Origin of the sequence: Candidatus Poriferisodalis sp. (assembly GCF_965203655.1) — a bacterium.
GTDB lineage: Bacteria > Actinomycetota > Acidimicrobiia > Acidimicrobiales > Poriferisodalaceae > Poriferisodalis.
Genome location: NZ_CBDBDD010000009.1, coordinates 562854 through 579152, shown reverse-complemented (window position 1 = coordinate 579152; position 16299 = coordinate 562854). Strand labels below are relative to the sequence as shown.

At 65.9% G+C, this 16299-nt stretch carries 15 protein-coding genes; 5 read left to right on the top strand and 10 right to left on the bottom strand.

Features of this window, described 5'->3' with window-relative positions; genetic code table 11:
* The first annotated feature begins 64 nt into the window (after positions 1-64).
* Entirely contained in the window at positions 65-1708 is a 1644-nt protein-coding gene (locus ACOGW9_RS14040; protein ID WP_419912292.1) for a SulP family inorganic anion transporter, read from the top strand.
* Positions 1709-1735: 27 nt separating this feature from the next.
* Here the strand turns inward: ACOGW9_RS14040 and ppk2 are convergent, their stop codons facing one another.
* From ppk2 to ACOGW9_RS14015, 5 genes are all read right to left on the bottom strand, one after another.
* Positions 1736-2587, bottom strand: a complete 852-nt coding sequence (gene ppk2 / locus ACOGW9_RS14035) for a polyphosphate kinase 2 (protein ID WP_419912289.1) — start codon at positions 2585-2587, stop codon at positions 1736-1738.
* A gap of 75 nt (positions 2588-2662) precedes the next feature.
* Positions 2663-3541, bottom strand: coding sequence for a DMT family transporter (locus ACOGW9_RS14030; protein ID WP_419912287.1), 879 nt, complete (start codon positions 3539-3541; stop codon positions 2663-2665).
* On the bottom strand, positions 3538-4476 hold the full coding sequence (locus ACOGW9_RS14025; RefSeq protein WP_419912285.1) for an ornithine cyclodeaminase family protein: 939 nt from the start codon (positions 4474-4476) through the stop codon (positions 3538-3540). The genes ACOGW9_RS14030 and ACOGW9_RS14025 overlap by 4 nt, the downstream gene beginning before the upstream one ends.
* Positions 4476-5678 carry an aminomethyltransferase family protein gene (locus ACOGW9_RS14020; RefSeq protein ID WP_419912283.1) on the bottom strand — a complete coding sequence of 401 codons (1203 nt, stop codon included), beginning with the start codon at positions 5676-5678 and terminating at the stop codon, positions 4476-4478. The genes ACOGW9_RS14025 and ACOGW9_RS14020 overlap by 1 nt, the downstream gene beginning before the upstream one ends.
* Positions 5675-6163: a SixA phosphatase family protein gene (locus ACOGW9_RS14015; protein WP_419912281.1), complete on the bottom strand. Its 489-nt coding sequence runs from the start codon at positions 6161-6163 to the stop codon at positions 5675-5677. The genes ACOGW9_RS14020 and ACOGW9_RS14015 overlap by 4 nt, the downstream gene beginning before the upstream one ends.
* A 104-nt stretch (positions 6164-6267) precedes the next feature.
* Between ACOGW9_RS14015 and ACOGW9_RS14010 the strand changes: the two genes are divergently transcribed.
* Together ACOGW9_RS14010 and ACOGW9_RS14005 are read left to right on the top strand one after the other, a co-directional pair.
* Positions 6268-8289, top strand: a complete 2022-nt coding sequence (locus ACOGW9_RS14010) for a thiamine pyrophosphate-binding protein (RefSeq protein WP_419912279.1) — start codon at positions 6268-6270, stop codon at positions 8287-8289.
* Between the two features lie 35 nt (positions 8290-8324).
* Complete coding sequence (locus ACOGW9_RS14005; protein ID WP_419912277.1) at positions 8325-9011, top strand: class I SAM-dependent DNA methyltransferase; 687 nt, start codon at positions 8325-8327, stop codon at positions 9009-9011.
* A 101-nt stretch (positions 9012-9112) separates the two neighbouring features.
* Here ACOGW9_RS14005 and ACOGW9_RS14000 read toward each other — a convergent pair whose 3' ends face one another.
* The 4 genes from ACOGW9_RS14000 to ACOGW9_RS13985 form a co-directional block, all read right to left on the bottom strand.
* A complete protein-coding gene (locus tag ACOGW9_RS14000) occupies positions 9113-9724 on the bottom strand; it encodes a hypothetical protein (RefSeq protein ID WP_419912275.1) in 612 nt (203 codons plus the stop codon).
* A gap of 174 nt (positions 9725-9898) precedes the next feature.
* Positions 9899-10099 carry a hypothetical protein gene (locus ACOGW9_RS13995; protein WP_419912273.1) on the bottom strand — a complete coding sequence of 67 codons (201 nt, stop codon included), beginning with the start codon at positions 10097-10099 and terminating at the stop codon, positions 9899-9901.
* Positions 10100-10260: 161 nt separating this feature from the next.
* Entirely contained in the window at positions 10261-11562 is a 1302-nt protein-coding gene (locus ACOGW9_RS13990; RefSeq protein ID WP_419912271.1) for an inositol-3-phosphate synthase, read from the bottom strand.
* A gap of 57 nt (positions 11563-11619) precedes the next feature.
* Positions 11620-12888, bottom strand: coding sequence for a cytochrome P450 (locus tag ACOGW9_RS13985; protein ID WP_419912269.1), 1269 nt, complete (start codon positions 12886-12888; stop codon positions 11620-11622).
* 78 nt (positions 12889-12966) lie between these two features.
* On the opposite strand from ACOGW9_RS13985, the gene ACOGW9_RS13980 reads away from it, so the two are divergent.
* Both ACOGW9_RS13980 and ACOGW9_RS13975 read left to right on the top strand, forming a co-directional pair.
* A complete protein-coding gene (locus tag ACOGW9_RS13980) occupies positions 12967-14016 on the top strand; it encodes a ketopantoate reductase family protein (RefSeq protein ID WP_419912267.1) in 1050 nt (349 codons plus the stop codon).
* A gap of 300 nt (positions 14017-14316) precedes the next feature.
* Positions 14317-14874 (top strand): endonuclease III domain-containing protein, encoded by a 558-nt coding sequence (locus ACOGW9_RS13975; RefSeq protein WP_419912264.1) that lies wholly within the window; start codon positions 14317-14319, stop codon positions 14872-14874.
* Here ACOGW9_RS13975 and ACOGW9_RS13970 read toward each other — a convergent pair.
* Positions 14843-16297 (bottom strand): DNA cytosine methyltransferase, encoded by a 1455-nt coding sequence (locus ACOGW9_RS13970; protein ID WP_419912262.1) that lies wholly within the window; start codon positions 16295-16297, stop codon positions 14843-14845. The two genes, ACOGW9_RS13975 and ACOGW9_RS13970, sit on opposite strands and share 32 nt — an antisense overlap.
* Between the last annotated feature and the right edge of the window lie 2 nt (positions 16298-16299).

Sequence of the window (16299 nt, the reverse complement as noted above, 5' to 3'; positions counted from 1 at the left end):
GTAGGTAGCCGCTCAGGCCTCAACTACTGTGACCCGCGGACGAACCTACGCGGCGAGATCTGCAATGAACTACGACACCCAGCGCCTTCGCGCCGACCTGCAAGCTGGCGTGGTCTCTGCGATCGTCGTGCTGCCGCTGGCGCTCGCATTCGGTGTGGTGTCCGGACTCGGTCCCATCGCCGGACTCTGGGGTGCGGTCGCCGTCGGGTTGATCGCTGCGGTGCTCGGGGGCACCCGGGTGCAGATCTCCGCCGCAACTGCACCGGTGGCCATCGCCGTGTCGTTCGTGCTCGTGCGTTACGCCGACACCGCAGTCGAGGCCTTCACCATCATCTTCATCGCCGGAATCATGCAGGTGCTGATCGGGCTGCTGCGGCTCGGCAGCCTCGTGCAGTACACGCCGCACTCGGTCACCTCGGGCTTTATCAGCGGCATCGGGGTCATGGTAGTGCTGCTGCAGGTGCTGCCGTTCTTCGGCGCTGATCCGGTCGGAGGCAACCCGATCGATTCGATCCGTCATTGGGACGACGCTGCAAGCGACATGGACTTTCATGCGTTCGGACTGGCCGTCACCACGTTCGTGATCTGCGCCGGCTGGCCGAAGCGATGGCGTCGCTATGTGCCGCGAGTTCCCGGCGCGCTGGTGTGCGGCGTCATCGTGGGAGCGCTCATGTTCGACGGGGCGCCACGCATCGCCGACGTCATCGAGGCACCGTCGTTCTGGGCCATGGAGATGCCCCCAGGCGGCTTCTGGGGCGCTGTCGGCGCCGCCGTCACCATTGCTCTCATCGGCGCGATGAACAGCCTGATGAGCGCATCGCAAGCCGACTCCATGACGGGCCAGCAGCATGATCCGAATCGAGAATTGATCGGCGTCGGACTCGGTAACGCGGTGGCCGCGATGTTCGGCGGTCTGGCCGGCGCCGGCTCCCCCGATGCCACCGGGGCCAACATCCGGGCAGGGGCTCAGACCCGTGCTGCGGGTGCTATCTCGGCAGTGCTGGCGCTGGTGCTGATCGTGGTGCTCAGCGGACTCATCGACGCCATCCCCTATGCGGTGCTCGCAGGCATCCTGCTGTGGCTGGGGCTCACGCTCATCGACTGGCGGCTCATCACGCACCTGTACCGGGTGCAGCGCGAGCACATGCTGGTGATGCTGCTGACGCTCGGCCTCACGGTGTTCGTCGACCTGCTGGTGGCCATCGCGGCCGGCGTCGTCGCCGCAGCGCTGGCGGCCAGCCGTCGCTTCGAACGGCTGGAGCTTGACAGCGTGCTGTCGGTGCCGATGCTCGACGCAGTGTTCTTCGCCGACAGCGACCGGGTGGACATCAGCCAGTTCGACGCGTTCTCCGCCAGGGTCGGCATGGTCAAGATGCGTGGCAGCTTCACCGTCGCCTCGTCGAACCGGCTGCGCATTGCCATCAGCAAGGACATCGTCGAGCACGAAGTCGTCATCTTGGACTTCACCGAGACGAGCTACGTCGACGACAGCGCTGCGCTGGTGGTGGAGCAGCTCATCGATGCAGCGATGGAGCACGACACCGAGTGCATCGTGATCGGGCTCGAGAGCCTGCCCTCGGGCAGCCTGCAGTCGCTCGATGTGCTGCACAGTGTGCCCGGCGACCACTTCGTGGCGAGCTTCGACGAGGCCCGCACCATCGCCGCCCGGCTGCTCGAGATCAACATGGAGTCCCGGGCCGAGGCTTGAGCCGATCGGCCGACCAGTCGCGACGGCTCAGTACAACTCGGGCACGAAGGTCTGGTCTGACATCGGCGGCCGCACGTACCCGCCTGCCGATTCGCGCTCAGGCAACTCGACGTGCTCCCACGGCACGGCCTCGTAGGGGATCTGCGACAGCAGATGAGCGATGCAGTTCAGCCGGGCCGCCCGCTTGTCGTCGGCATCGACGACGTACCACGGTGCCTGCTTGATGTCGGTGTGGGCAAACAGCGTGTCCTTGGCGCGTGAGAAATCCACCCAGCGGGCACGGGCCTCAAGGTCCATCGGGGAGAGCTTCCAACGCCGGGCCGGGTCGGCGATCCGGCTTCGAAAGCGGCGCTCCTGCTCCTCGTCGCTGACCGAGAACCAGTACTTGATGAGGATGATCCCTGAGCGGACCAGCATCCGTTCGAACTCGGGGCATGACCGCAGGAACTCCTCGTACTCCTCTTCGCTGCAGAAGCCCATGACCGGTTCGACAAGGCCGCGGTTGTACCAGCTGCGGTCGAAGATCACCATCTCGCCCGCCGCCGGCAGCTCCTCGACGTAACGCTGGAACCACCATTGGGTCTTCTCGCGGTCGCTGGGTGTGCCGAGCGCGACGACCCGCACCACGCGGTGGTTCAGCCGCTCCATGATGCGCTTGATCGTGCTGCCCTTGCCCGCAGCGTCGCGGCCTTCGAAGATGACGACGACCTTCAGCCCGTTGTGACGGATCCAGCGCTGCAGGCGGGCGAGTTCCTGCTGCAGGAGCTTGAGCTCGCGCTCGTAGGCGCGGCGGGACAAGCGGCTAGGTCGCTTCGGGGGAAGCTCAGGGAATTCCTCGAAGTCGGATGCAGTCGCGTCCGCCTCGGTTTCCGACGCCATGTGTTCGGACAGTATCCGAGCGAACCGCGGGGCGAAGACCCGGGCGGTCGGGGGGTCCTCGCGGATCAGCAGCGTTCAGTCGCTGCCGAACGCCACCGCTCCGCGGCGGTCCAGCACCGTGGCATAGAGCATCCCAAAGATCACCACGACCGCGCCTGCCAGAGTGACGATCGCCGGGTACTCCCCCAAGAACAGCGCTGCCCACACGATGCCGGCCACGGTTTCCACCGGAGCGAAGAGCGCTACCTCGCTGGCCGGCGCGTACCTCGGAGCGTTGCTGTAGGACAGGCGGCCGAGCGGGTTGCAGACCAGGCCCATGGCCAAGATGGCTAACCAGGCTGGGGCGTCGAGCCCTCCGGGATCGGCCACGAAGGCGGTGGGGAGAACCACGAGCAACGCCGCCAAGGCAAGTCCCATGAGACGGCTCATGTCGCGATGGCGGCGCCAGATGACGGTGCTGGCGGCGAAGCAGATCACCGCGATGAGAGCCAGGAAGTCGCCCCAGAGGTTGGGCGAACCAATCGACGTCGACACCACCATGCCGATGCCCACCACAGTGAGGGCGATGCCCGCGGCGACACGAGGCGATGTCCGCTCGCGCAGGGCCACCCACGCGAACGCCGCGGCCAGCACCGGCGCGGAGGCCACGATCGCCACCACGTTGGGCACCTCGGTGTGGGTGATCGCCGAGATGAAGGTGAGCTGACTTATCGCTCCGAGGACGCCGATCGCCAGCAGCGGCCAGGTATCGGCGCGCAGCGACGCCCACGAGGCCGCTGCCTGGCGCAGGGCCATGACGCCGTAGAGCAGCAGTGACAGCACGCCCACGATGAAGGCGATGTTCAGCGCGTCGGCTCCTGAGACGCGCACCCACAGCGAGTCGGTGGACACCAGCAGCATGCCGAGCGCCGCGAGGCCCCAGCCGAAGCGGCGGCCGCCGTTACGGCCGATCACGAGAGGCGGCGATGCACGAGTCTGGCTGCTGCGAGGTCGCTCAGCGCGAAACCGACGGACTTGAACAGGGTGATCTCGGCGTCCGAGGTCCGGCCGGGGTGGCTGCCGGTGACCAGCGACGCCAAGTCGGCGGCGATGTTGGAGCCCGAGATCACTCCGGAGGCGAGCGGCTGGGCCAGATCGCCGGCCAGCACTGCTCCCTCCAGCGTGTCCACGAACAGCGTGGCGGCCAGCACCGCTGCGTCGTCGGCCTCGCGCATGTCAGCGCGAAAGCTCCCCACCAGATCCAGGTGGGTGCCGGGCCCGAGCAGCTCGCCACTCACGAGCGGGCTGGTCGCACCGGTGGCACACGTCACGATGTCGGCTCGCCCGATGGCGGCGTCCAGTGCTTCGACGGGTCGTGCAGGCAAGCCTTCGCTGACCAACCGGCGAGCCGTCGCGGCGGCATTGCCCGGCGTGCGGCCCCACACCTCGATCACCTCGAACTCACGGACGGCGGCGTGGGCGAGCGCCAGGTTGGGCGCCAGCTTGCCGGTGCCGACAACCAGCAACCCGCTGGCGTCGGGGCGCGCCAAGCGGTCGGCGGCCAGCGCCGAGACGGCCGCCGTGCGTCGCAGCGTGAGCTCGTCGCCGTCGAGGGTGGCGCACAGCTGCCCGGTCCTGCCGTCGAACAGCAGGAAGCCGGCGCTGATGGTGGGCAGGTCCGTGCCCGCGTTGGAGGGGAAGTACGTGACCGCCTTCACACCCAGCAGTTCGGCATCCAGCCATGCGGGCATGACCAGCAGCGAGCCGGCGCCGCCGCCTGGCAGCCCGACATCGTGTATCTCTCGCTGGGGAACGTTGGCGGTGCCGCCGGCGAGCAGTTCTGCGATGGACTCAATCAGCTCGTTCCACGGCGTGGCCTCTCGTACCGCCGCCGCGTCGAGCGTCAGCATCACCCCGCGCCTGTGCCCGGGCCTTGCCAGGCGACGCGCGGCAACTGCTTCTCTTTGTCGACGAACGGCAGGGTGTCCACGGTGGCCGCGTGCTGTGTGCCCTCGTAGTCACGCAGCGCAACGGTCTTTGTGAGCCAGTCGTCACCCGCGAGCGGCTCGTCGAATCGCACGTAGCCGACGCCGACATCGAGCGTGGGCGACCAGGTGCCGATCGTCACGTGGCCGACGTGCTGATCGGCGTAGCTGACGCCCATCTGGGGCTCCGGCATCGCGGTAGGGCAGATCAGACCGAACAGCAGCTGGATGCGGTCGGCTTCGCACAGCGCTGTCTTGCCTACAAAGTCGTCCTTGTCGAGCCGGACGAACTGGCCGAGACCGGCGCCGTAGGGCGTCAGTCCTGGCTCGATGTCGGTGCCGTTGTCGAGGATGCCCGACTCGATGCGCCGTATCCCCATCGACGATGCAGTGCTGAACTCCATGCCGAACGGCTCGCCGCACGCGAACAGGCCGTCCCACAGGGCGTCGTGATCGGTGGGCACCGGTCCGCTATTGCAGTAGATCTCGATGCCCACCTCGCCGGTCCACCCGGTCCGCGACACCCACAGTGTCTGCCCGCACACGTCGAAGAAGCCGGCACGGAAGTACTTGAAGTCGGCCGGCAGGCCGCCGCCGATGGCCGCGTCGAGCACCTCGAGCGACGTGGGGCCCTGTATCTGCAGCACCCGAGAATGGGGGTCGTTGACGCTGACATCGAGTCCGATGGCGTGTGCCCGCAGCCAGCTCAAGAACTCGCCGTTGGCGATGACGTACCAGAAACGGTCGGGGCCCAAGCGCATCACGACGCCGTCCATCAGGATCGTTCCGTCGTCGTTGCATGCGAGGCCGTAACGGCAGCGGCCGATGCCGAGATCGGCGACTCTGCACGCCAGCACCCGCTCGAGCAGGAGCGCCGCGTCGGGCCCGACGATCTCCAGCGGCTTCTCGGGAACGTCATAGAGCATGACGCCGCGGCGCAGCTTCCAGTAACCCTCGATGGGACTCTCATCCGGTGACGACTTCACCGCGTACAGCCGGTTGCAGTACACCGCGTGGATGGTCTGATCGGTCGTGTACCGATGAGCGAAGGGCGATCGGCTGATCCGGTACGGCGCCAGCGAGATCTGCTCGTACGACTCGAGGTAGTAGTGCCGGTTGGTCCTCATATCAGATCCTCCAGCCGGGCGCCGAGACTACGAGGGGATCGGTAGATGCCATGGCTGACTGCGCCATCGAGCACGTGGAGTTCCCAGATGGACGCCTTCTTGCAGCGTGTCGGGCTCACTTCGACGCCGCGGTACGACAGGCGCCACAGCACCTCGGGTATGACGTCGCCGTGGCTGCACAGCACGCTGTCGCCCGCTTCGCCGCACAGGCGTTCGAGGAGGGCTTCGGTCCGCCATCCGTCTGCGCCTTCGGCTAGCTCGGCGCTGATCTCGATGTCGAGTCCCAGCTTGGTTGCAAGCGGTTCGATCGTCTGGGTACAGCGGACGCTGGGACTCGACAGGATGCGGCGGACTGGGGCGGCGGCGAGCGCTGAGGCGATGGCCTCGGCTTGGGCGTGACCTACCGCATCCAGCGGCCGAGCGTCGTCATCGCCTCGCCAGGAGTGCCGGTCGCCGGCCGAAGCGTGTCGCACGAGATGCAGCACCCGCAGAACGCTAGAGCCGCGCGGCACTGTCCGGCGCCGCGTCGCGACCACGGGACCCCGGGCGCAGTGTGCGACGATGAGCGCGAGTTGAACAGGGGTGAGCGATGAGCGATACATCCCCAGATCCGACGCCGAGCTCCGTGGTACCGGCGCTGCCTTCCGGCAAGTTCGCCTGGCATCGGCTGCTGGGGGTTGACGAGCTGGACGTGGGACGGGTCACCACCGTGACGGTCGGTCACGAGAGCCTGTGCGTCACCCGGACCGAGGCGGGGTTCGGCTGTCTGGCCAATGCCTGCCCGCACCAGGGCGGTCCCCTCGGTGAGGGCAGCATCGAAGGGGGTTGGCTGCGCTGTCCGTGGCACGGCTACGACTATTCGCCGCTCGACGGCACGCCGCCCCCGCCCTTTGACGATGCACCGCCCGCCTTCCGTACCGAGATCCGGCCGGACGGCGTCTATGTGGCGCTGCCAGCGACGGCCGAACGGCCCCGCACGGTGTCGGACCAGCTCGTCGAGACGATGACGGCTTGGGGGGTGGCGTGGGTGTTCGGCATGGTGGGCCATTCCAACCTGGGGTTCGCCGATGCGCTGCGTGCGGCCGAGGTTCGGGGTGATCTGCAGTTCATCGGGGTGCGCCACGAAGGCGCCGCCGCGTTCGCCGCCACCGCCTACGGCAAGCTCACCGGCGACCTGGCGGCGTGCTTCGCCATCGCCGGACCGGGCAGCACCAACCTGCTCACCGGGCTGTACGACGCCAAGATGGATCGGGCGCCGGTGCTGGCCCTGTCGGGCCAGGTGCCCTCGAGTGTGCGGGGACGGGGTGCCTTCCAGGACACGGACCTCTCGGCGGCGTTCGCCGACGTGTCGCGCTACTCGGCGACGGTCCAAGCGGGATCGAACGCAGCCGAGCTGATGAACCTGGCCTGCAAGACCGCCTTGGTGGAGCGCGACGTGGCGCACCTCGTGCTGCCTGACGAGGTGCAGGTCGTACCGGCGCCTGCTGCCGAGCGACCGGCCGGTTCGCCGCAGGGACGCACGGGCGATCGTGGCGTGTCGCCTGCCGTCGGCGCGCTCGAGGCGGCGGCAGAGGTGCTGTCGGGCTCGACGCGGCCGATGATCATCGTGGGCCACGGTGCCCGCAGCGGCATCTCCGACATCGTGGCGCTGGCCGAAGCCATCGATGCGCCGGTGGCCACCACGTTCAAGGGCAAGGGGCTCATCGCCGACCAGCACCGGTTGGCATGCGGCGTGCTCGGCCGCTCGGGCACCCCGATCGCCAGCTGGTTCATGAACGAGTCCGACGCGCTGCTGACGTTCGGCGTGTCGTTCGCCAACCACACGGGCATAGCGTCGTACAAGCCGATCGTGCAGGTGGACTTCGATCCGATGGCGCTGGGCCGTTTCCATGCGGTGACCGTTCCGATGCTGGCCGATGTAGGTGTGGCGGCCCGTGCGCTGGCCGGGGCGCTCCCAAGCAGGGGTAACGCAGGGACGTCTGCAGCGGAGGTCGCAGCGCGTTGGGACATCTGGCGCGCTGAGAAGCAGCGCCGGCGGGCAGATGACCGTGGCAGCGGCATGAACGCGGCGGAGGTGTTCGAGGCGCTGAGCCGCCTCGTGCCGGCTGATGCCGTCATGCCGGTGGATGTCGGCAACCACGCCTATTCCTTCGGCCGCTACTTCGAGCCGTGCGGGCAGACCGTGCTGATGTCGGGGTACCTGGGGTCGATCGGCTTCGCGTTCCCCGCGGCGATGGGCTGCTGGGCGGCGACCCAGCACGCACCGGGCCCTCAATGGGCCGGCCGTCCGGTGGTCTCGGTGTCGGGTGACGGCGGCTTCGGCCAGTACGCCATGGAGCTGACCACGGCCGTCAAGTACGGGATGGACATCACCCACGTGCTGCTCAACAACGGCGAGCTGGGCAAGATCTCCAAAGAGCAGCGTGCAGCCGAGTTCGACGTCTGGCAGACCTCGCTGCACAACCCGGGCTTCGCCGAGTTCGCAGAGCTGTGCGGAGCGATGGGCCGCCAAGTGACTGCGTCCAACGCGCTCGACACCTCGCTCCGCGATGCTTTGGCGCACCCGGGTCCTGCCTTGGTGGAGGTGATGACCGACCCGCTGCTCATCTGAGAGCGATGCGCTGGGCTCACTAGGGTCGCGCAGCGATGACCGAGCACACCGCGGCGGAATCGGAAACGACAGGCATCGGGCTCGACGACGCGTACGCCGTCGACGGTCCCGAGGACAACCGCAAGCTGTATGCCTCGTGGGCGGAGACCTACGAGTCGGTCTTTCTGGCCGAGAACAAGTACGAGTATCACCAGCACGTGGCGGCTGCGTTCGTCCGCGGTGAGGACACCCTCGACCGACTCGATAAGCCAGTGCTCGACGTCGGTTGCGGGACGGGCGTCGTCGGTGCCGAGCTGGCACGGCTGGGTGTGCCGGTGATCGACGGCATCGATATCTCGCCGGAGATGCTGGCCAAGGCCGCCGCCAAGACCCACGAAGGGCGCTCGACCTACCGGCAGCTCTTCGAGGCTGATCTCACCAGCCGGCTCGATCTTGACAGCGACACCTATGCCGGCATCGTGAGCGCGGGAGCGTTCACCCACGGCCATCTCGGCCCCGAGTCCGTCACCGAGTTGTTGCGGGTGGCGAGACCCGGTGCCCGCTGCAGCCTGGGCATCAACTCGGCGCACTTCGACGAGGTCGGCTTCGGCGACTGGCTGGGCCAACGCCAGTCGGCCGGGCAGATCAGCGGGCTGGATTTCGAGTTGCGCCCCATCTACGGCGGCGCCGACCCCGACGACCCCGATCGCTGGACACGCATCGCCACCTTCACCGTCGCATAGCCGTTCCGCAGACGTACAAACTGCCACCGCGCGCCGAAGCGGGCCGGCGGAGAGGGAACCGGCCCGCTTCGTGAGTCTGCGACGCCAAGCGCAGACTGGTTCTAAGTCGAGGTTGGCCATGCTCCTGCATTACTGCCGTGGCTATGGCCGCCGAGGCCTTTGCCGCCGAAGCGCTTGCCGCCGTGCCGACGACCCTCGCCGGACCAGCCTTCGGCCTGCTCGGGCTTCTCGCCGTTGACCCATGCGGTGATTCGCTCGGTCACGGCGTCGACATCGATCTCACGGTCGTGCTCGGCCGCCCTGTCGGTGACCGCTGTCACGAGTGCCTCGATTACGTCGGACACCGCGACGCCTTGCTCAGTAGCGATGTCGGCGAGCGTCGAGCCGTCCTTGAGCTTGGCGCGCAGGGCCTCGGCGTCGATGCCAAGCACCCCGGTCAGCGTGTCACTCGCTCCGGCCCGCCAGTGGCCGCCGCCCCGGTGTGCGCCGTGCCTGTCGCAAGTGCCCCCGGAGTCGTCTGCATCGTCGTCAGCTTGCTGCTGGTCGGCGTTGCCGTTGTCGTTCTGGGTCTGCGCGCTCGCGCTGCCGGCACTGAACGCAAGAACCGCAGTCGCTGCCAGCAGCAGTGCAGCCAGCAGCGCCAACAGTCGGCTGCGCCCTGGCTTGCGCCTCGGTGCCTCGGTGGGCTCGTCGGTCTCGCCGGATTCGGTCATATCGCCAGTCCTTTCTCCGGGCTGTGTGCAACGACCCAGACGATGGCGAATGAACCTGAAGGGTCCCTGAATGCAGCGTGAGAGCGAAATGAGAATGCGTACCCGGCGCAGGTTCCGGACGCGCCGAAGCGGGCCGTCGGGGGAACCGGCCCGCTTCGGGTGCTGCTGGAGGCCTCAGTCCTCGTGGTGAACGCTGATGACCTCGTCGTGGTGATCCCTGGGACCTTCCTCGTGATGGGCCGCAGCGCTGCCGACACCCAGTGAGAGAGCGATGACGGTCGCCGTGATGGCCGCCGCCAGCGCCACCCCCAACCGTCTGAAATGCCGGTTGGCAGCGGGTCCTCCAATCGGTGCTGAGGTTCCTGTCTCAGTCATGCCGTCACTCCTTTCAGGAGGGGGAAGTTCGGGCAATTCAGCCTTTGGATTGATCCTGAACACTCCCTGAGACAATCCCGAAATTACGGTGCGATCCCTTCACCGCAGGCGCGGAGAGAGCAAACAACGCGTGAACAGTTGGGGACGTCGAGGCGATGCGTTCAGCCGGCCTCGGAGTGGGTGACGGGTTCTTCGCCCATCCACTCCCGCAGGGTGTTCTTCAGCTTGGTCTGCTGGATGAACAGGTCGTGCTCGGGACCGGCGGGATCGGCCGACTGGGGCGCCTTGAGGTAGAACGACAACCACTCCTGCACGCCGCCCTGGCCGGCACGCTGGGCGAGGTCCAAGAACAGCGCCAGGTCGAGCACGATGGGCGCCGCCAGGATGGAATCGCGGCACAGGAAGTCGATCTTGATCTGCATCGGGTAGCCGAGCCAGCCGAAGATGTCAATGTTGTCCCAGCCCTCTTTGTTGTCGCCGCGGGGCGGGTAGTAGTTGATGCGCACCACGTGGTCGATCTCGCTGTAGAGCTCGGGATAGGTCTCGGGCTGCAGGATCGTGCCGAGCACGCCGAGCTTCGACGTCTCTTTGGTCTTGAAGTTCTCGGGGTCGTCCAGCACCTCGCCGTCGCGATTGCCCAGGATGTTGGTGGAGTACCAGCCGCGCAGGCCCAGCATCCGTGCCTTCAGGCCGGGCGCCACCAGCGTCTTCATCAGTGTCTGGCCGGTCTTGAAGTCCTTGCCCGCGATCGGCACGCCGCGGCGCACAGCCAGCTCGGTCATGGCCGGTATGTCGACGGACAGGTTCGGCGCGCCGTTGGCGAAGGGCACATCGCTCATCAACGCTGCGTACGCGTAGATCTGGCTGGGCGAGATGTTGTCGTCGTCGGCCGCCAATCCGGCTTCGAATGCCGCGACGCTGGCATGAACGCCTGACGGCTCCTGGTACGCCTCGGTGGAGCCGCACCACACCATCACCAGCCGCTCGCACTCGTTCTCGGCCCGGAAGCGCTCGATGTCCTCCATCAGCGCCTGGGCAGCTTCGAGCTTGCCCATCGGGGGCTTGGTACGGGTGCCTTCGAGCCGGCTCACCCAGCGGCTGTCGAACACGGCGTCCATCGCGACGATGCCCTCCAGCTCGCGGGAGATCACGCCGAGGTCACGGTCTTCCAGCACTCCCGCGGTGCGGGCGCCCTCGAGCGCATTGGGCGTGATCGGATCCCAGCCGCCGAATACCAGGTCGTCGAGCGAGGCCAACGGCACGAAGTCGCGGATGAGCGGATTGCGTCCCTCCGCCCGGCCGCCGAGCCGGATGTGGGCCAGCTGGCTGACCGACCCGATCGGTTCTGCCAGTCCGGCACGCGCTGCCAGCACCCCGGCGATGAACGTGGTGGCCACAGCTCCCATGCCGGGCGTGAGCACGCCCAGCTTCCCGGTCGCAGGCGCGATCTGCGGTTGGTTCATGACCCCAACGCTACGGGGCGGCCGGGCGAAGAGGTCCCAGCAGCGGGCGGGGAAGGATCAGGCGGCGAGCGGTGCAGTCGGCGTGAACTCGACGTCGAGGTGCTTGACACCGTGGATGAATGCGGCTTGGAGCGTGTCGGGCTCGTTGACCGCGACGATGTCGGGCAGCCGGTTGAACAGCTCGCGGTACATCACCGACATCTCCCGCCGTGCCAGGTGTGCTCCCAGGCAGTAGTGCGGACCGGGGCCGCCGAAGCCGTATTGCGGGTTCGGGTCGCGCAGCACGTTGAACTTGAACGGGTCGTCGAATACTGCCGGGTCGCGATTCGCTGCCACGTAGAACATCGCTATCTTCTCGCCCTCTTTCATCTCACGGCCTTCGAAGTCGAAGTCGCGGGTGAGCGTCCGGCGCATGTAGCCGACCGGGCTGGACAGCCGCACGATCTCCTCGATTGCCGTGGGCGCCACGCCCTCGAAGTCCGCGGCCCAGATGGCTCGCTGGTCGGGATGATCGGTGAGGTACTTGAGCCCCCAGGAGATGGCGTTGCGGGTGGTCTCGTTGCCGGCCACCACCAGCAGCACGAAGAAGCTGGCGAGGTCTGAGTCGCTCAACCGGTCGTCGGGCAGCTCGGCGTTGACCAGCACGCTGGTGAGGTCCTTGCCGTCGCCGCCGCGCTTCGCCTCGGCGACTTCCTTCATCAGCTCGGCGAGTTGGGCGCCCGCGCCGAGCAGCGCCGTCACGAAGTCGACGCCTTCGGGCTGATACTCGGGATCTCCGATGCCCAAGATGATGTTGGTGGCCTCGAACACGCCGTCGTATTCCGACCCGGGGATGCCCATCAGGTCGCACACGATCTTGAGCGGCAGCGCGGCAGCGACCTCCGTCACGAAGTCGCAGCTGCCCTTCTCGCAGACCGAGTCCACGATGTCGGCCGCCGCGGCCTGAACGCTGCCGTCGAGGTCGGCCAGCATCCTCGGCGTGAAGCCCTTGGCCACGAGGCGTCGCAGCCGGGCGTGGCGCGGGTCGTCCATGGCGATCATGGAGCTGAAGAACTCGAGGAATTCGGGCGGCGCATCCAGCATGGTGATGCCCGCCGCTGAGCTGAAGACCTCCGTGTTGCGCGAGATCGCCGCAACGTCGGCGTGCCGGGTGACGCACCAGTAGCCGGGCGCCACGGGGATCAGGCCGTCGTACGCGGGTTCCTCGAACCAGTCCAGCGGCGCTTCTGCATGGTGCCGGGCGATCACCGAGTCGATCACGTCGGCAGGCTGCGTCCAGAACTCGGCCTCCATCAGGTTCGGCACATCGGTGTTCCACTCGCGCATGGCAGCACGGTAGCGCTGCTCTGGGATCGCTCGACACGACCTGACCGGTCGCCGACACATCTGGCACGATGTACCGCCGTGAAAGCAGACGGCTCCTCAGAACGCGATCCGGCCAAGGGCGGTGCTCGGCTGAACTACATCGTGCATGGTGCCGGCGCGATCGGCTGCGTGCTGGGCGCTCGACTGACCCAGGCAGGTCGCCGGGTGGCGCTCATCGCTCGCGGCGCGCACCTCGAGTCTCTCCAGCAAGACGGCCTGCGCATCTCGGGGCGCACGGAGGGCCATTTCAGGCTGCCAGCTGCGCGCGGGGCCCACGACTTGGCGCTCGATGAGAACACCGTGGTGCTGCTGACCATGAAGACCCAGCACACCTTCGAGGCGATCGAACAGCACCGGGAGCTCTACGACGGGGTGCCGCTGTTCTGCTTCCAGAACAGCGTCACCAACGAGGAATGGCTGAGCGAACAGGGCATGCGCGCCTACGGCGTCATGGTGCGCATCGGAGCCCGCATCGACGAGCCCGGCGTGGTCACCCATACCGGTGCGCGCCGGGCCGACATCGGCTGCTGGCCCACCGGATCCGACCACCTGTGCGCACGCGTGGTCGACGATCTGGTTGCCGCTGAGATGCGCGCTTCGCTCGCTGAGCGGGTCGTGGATCTCAAGTGGGGCAAGCTCGTCATGAACCTGACGAACGCCTTCTCGGCGCTCGCGGACCTGCCGGTCCAAGAGTGGTTCTGCGCTGAGGAGAACCGCTTCCTCATGGCCGACATCCAGCAGGAAGCGGCCGACGTGCTCGATGCTGCCGGCATCACACCCGTGATGGACGACGGCAGCGACCTGCACCGGTGGATCGCCCGGTTGCGCAGGCCGGGCCAGCGCGAACCCCAGGAGGTCTCCGACCCGTCGCTCTACAGCTACCCGTCGACCTGGCAGGACCTGCACTTCCGCCGCCCGACCGTCGAGGTCGAGCACTTCAACGGCCGCATCTGCGAACTCGGCGAACGCCACGGCATCCCGACACCGCTCAACCGGGTGCTGAACGAGAAGTGCTGCGACGCCGCTGCCCGCCAGCTCGGCCCGGGCACCGAGACCGCCGCCTCACTGCGGGCCACCACCACCGAATAGCCGCTTCCACATCTGGCCGAACCAGCAGATCATGCTGCAGGACAACCCTTGTTCCAGCAACTCTTGACCCATCAAGCCAAACCTTGCGACCCGCAGCCCAGCACGATGGACTTAGGACTCTCGAACGCATACCATTTCAAAATGGTGCTAGAGAACCTACCCGGCTATTGCCATGGGACGATGGACCGTTCATGCGATATGTGCAGGTCAAGTCTGGTAGACACCATCGACGACTGGGCCAGAGACACCACCGGATCATTTCCCTGGCGACAGCCGGGCTTAGATCTCTACACACTCTTGGTGGCAGAAGTTCTGCTGCAGCGAACTCAGGCGATGAGAGTCGTGCCCGTATTCTCGGAGCTAATTTGTCGCTGCGCAGATTGGGCCGATATTCTGGCGATTCCACTCTCAGAGCTAAGGTCCCTAATCGCCTCACTCGGCTTCCAGAATCAACGATCGACCAGGCTCAAGCTAATCGCCGCTGCAATAGTTGAGCACGGCGAGCCTCAAACATCAGGTGAACTTGAAGAGCTGCCAGGCATAGGCGAATACATGGCACGGGCACTCGCAGTACAACTATTCACCGAGTGCGTTGCACCAATCGATGTCAACATCGCACGAGTTCTGCGCCGTGTGTTTGCATTGCCGGGATCTCAAGATATACGCGGCGATCACGAGCTGCAGAATCTGGCAATGGACCTCGTCCCTGCAAGCGATCCACGTAGCTATTTCTTCGCAATACTGGATCTTGGACGTACGATCTGCACTAGCTCGAACCCGCTGTGCACGTCTTGCCCTGTGGCCACATGTAACTATCGCAACGGGATCATCCGTCTTGATTGTCAAAGCGTTGAGTGAGGCCGAATAGGAATGCTCCAAGCACATACGCCAATCGCGGCGGGACTGCATTGCCTACTTGACTGTACTGTGGAACCTCGCCGCGTCGGGAATGTCCCCCGGTAGTTACCTTGCCACAAAAGACAAACGAGTCTGGGAACGTCTGTAGCCGGGCCATCTCACGAACAGAGAGTGTCCTGTTTGCGCCATAGTGCCCCATGTCGTCTGGCAACGTAGTCACCGTAGGTGCGGGTTGCCGCGGATCCAACGCTCGTTGCGTGTGTTTACGTGTACCGAGTGACCGAACAATGATAGCCAATTCTCGTGTCGAACTTACCTTCCGATCGGGCAGGTCCAGCGGCAGTATGACCTCAAGGGGCCGTAGCTCCTCTTCAATCGCGAGGTCTCCGTTTCCTACGCGAAAAAAGAGATCAGCCGGGATTCCCGCGTCTCTGAATATCCTCATCAGCTGAAAGCGTGTTTCAGTGCGGGAGCTATGCCGTCTGAACTCATGATTGGGGGGCTCCTTACCAGCGAGGCGTCTGCGACGCGGTTCTAGTACACAGTCTCCATGGCGCATTCTGCGGGCAAATTCTCGGGCGACTGAATTTGGTGCCTCAGAAAGAGGTAGGTACTCCTTACCAACAATGTCCCACAGTGCGGCCTCAGCGCCGATGGATTTGGCCTCCGACGGTGAGGGTATCCATAGATTCTCGTTCAAGTCCAAGGACGAGCTCTCCGAATCCCAGCAGCTCCATTCGTCGATCTTGAGATATCGAGCAAGGTCACCTCTTACACCTATGAGGAATACGCGCTTACGTCGCTGAGGAACTCCGAAATGGTCACCGCGCAAGAGAGCCCTGATTATTCTATATCCCCCAAGCTCCGGTGCGATTCCGCGCAGAGCCGATTCCAGTTCTCCGAGAACCGCCGAGCGTTGCCCCTTCTCAAACGGACTCTGAATCGCGCCAACGTTCTCCAAGAGCACAAGTCTTGGCCGGGTAAATCTGGCCACATCCAGAAAGGTCCACACTAACCTGTTTCGGGGATCGTCTATCTCACGTCGGCCCGCAAGCGAAAAGCCTTGACATGGCGGTCCGCCTGCGAGAAGCCCCAGTTCTCGGCCACCCAGCATCGCACGGGTTTCCTCCTCAAGCTCAACGACGGTTCGAGCGTCGCCGACAAGCAATCCCTGTCGGAGCTGGTCCGCGGCGTCTAATGTACGGTGTACTTCAAACGAGTGTTGTACCTGAGATGTCGCCGACAAAAGATTTCTGAAATACGACTCCGATGCAAACGGCGATATCTCGACGGCAGTCAGCAAATCCCATCCCGCTCGCTTGAGGCCCAAACTCAAGCCGCCGCATCCCGCAAAGAGATCTATCGCCGTTGGTGTCGGACCAACCCGAGCCGCAGTGGACCTGCACTCCGCATCGTTCCGCATCG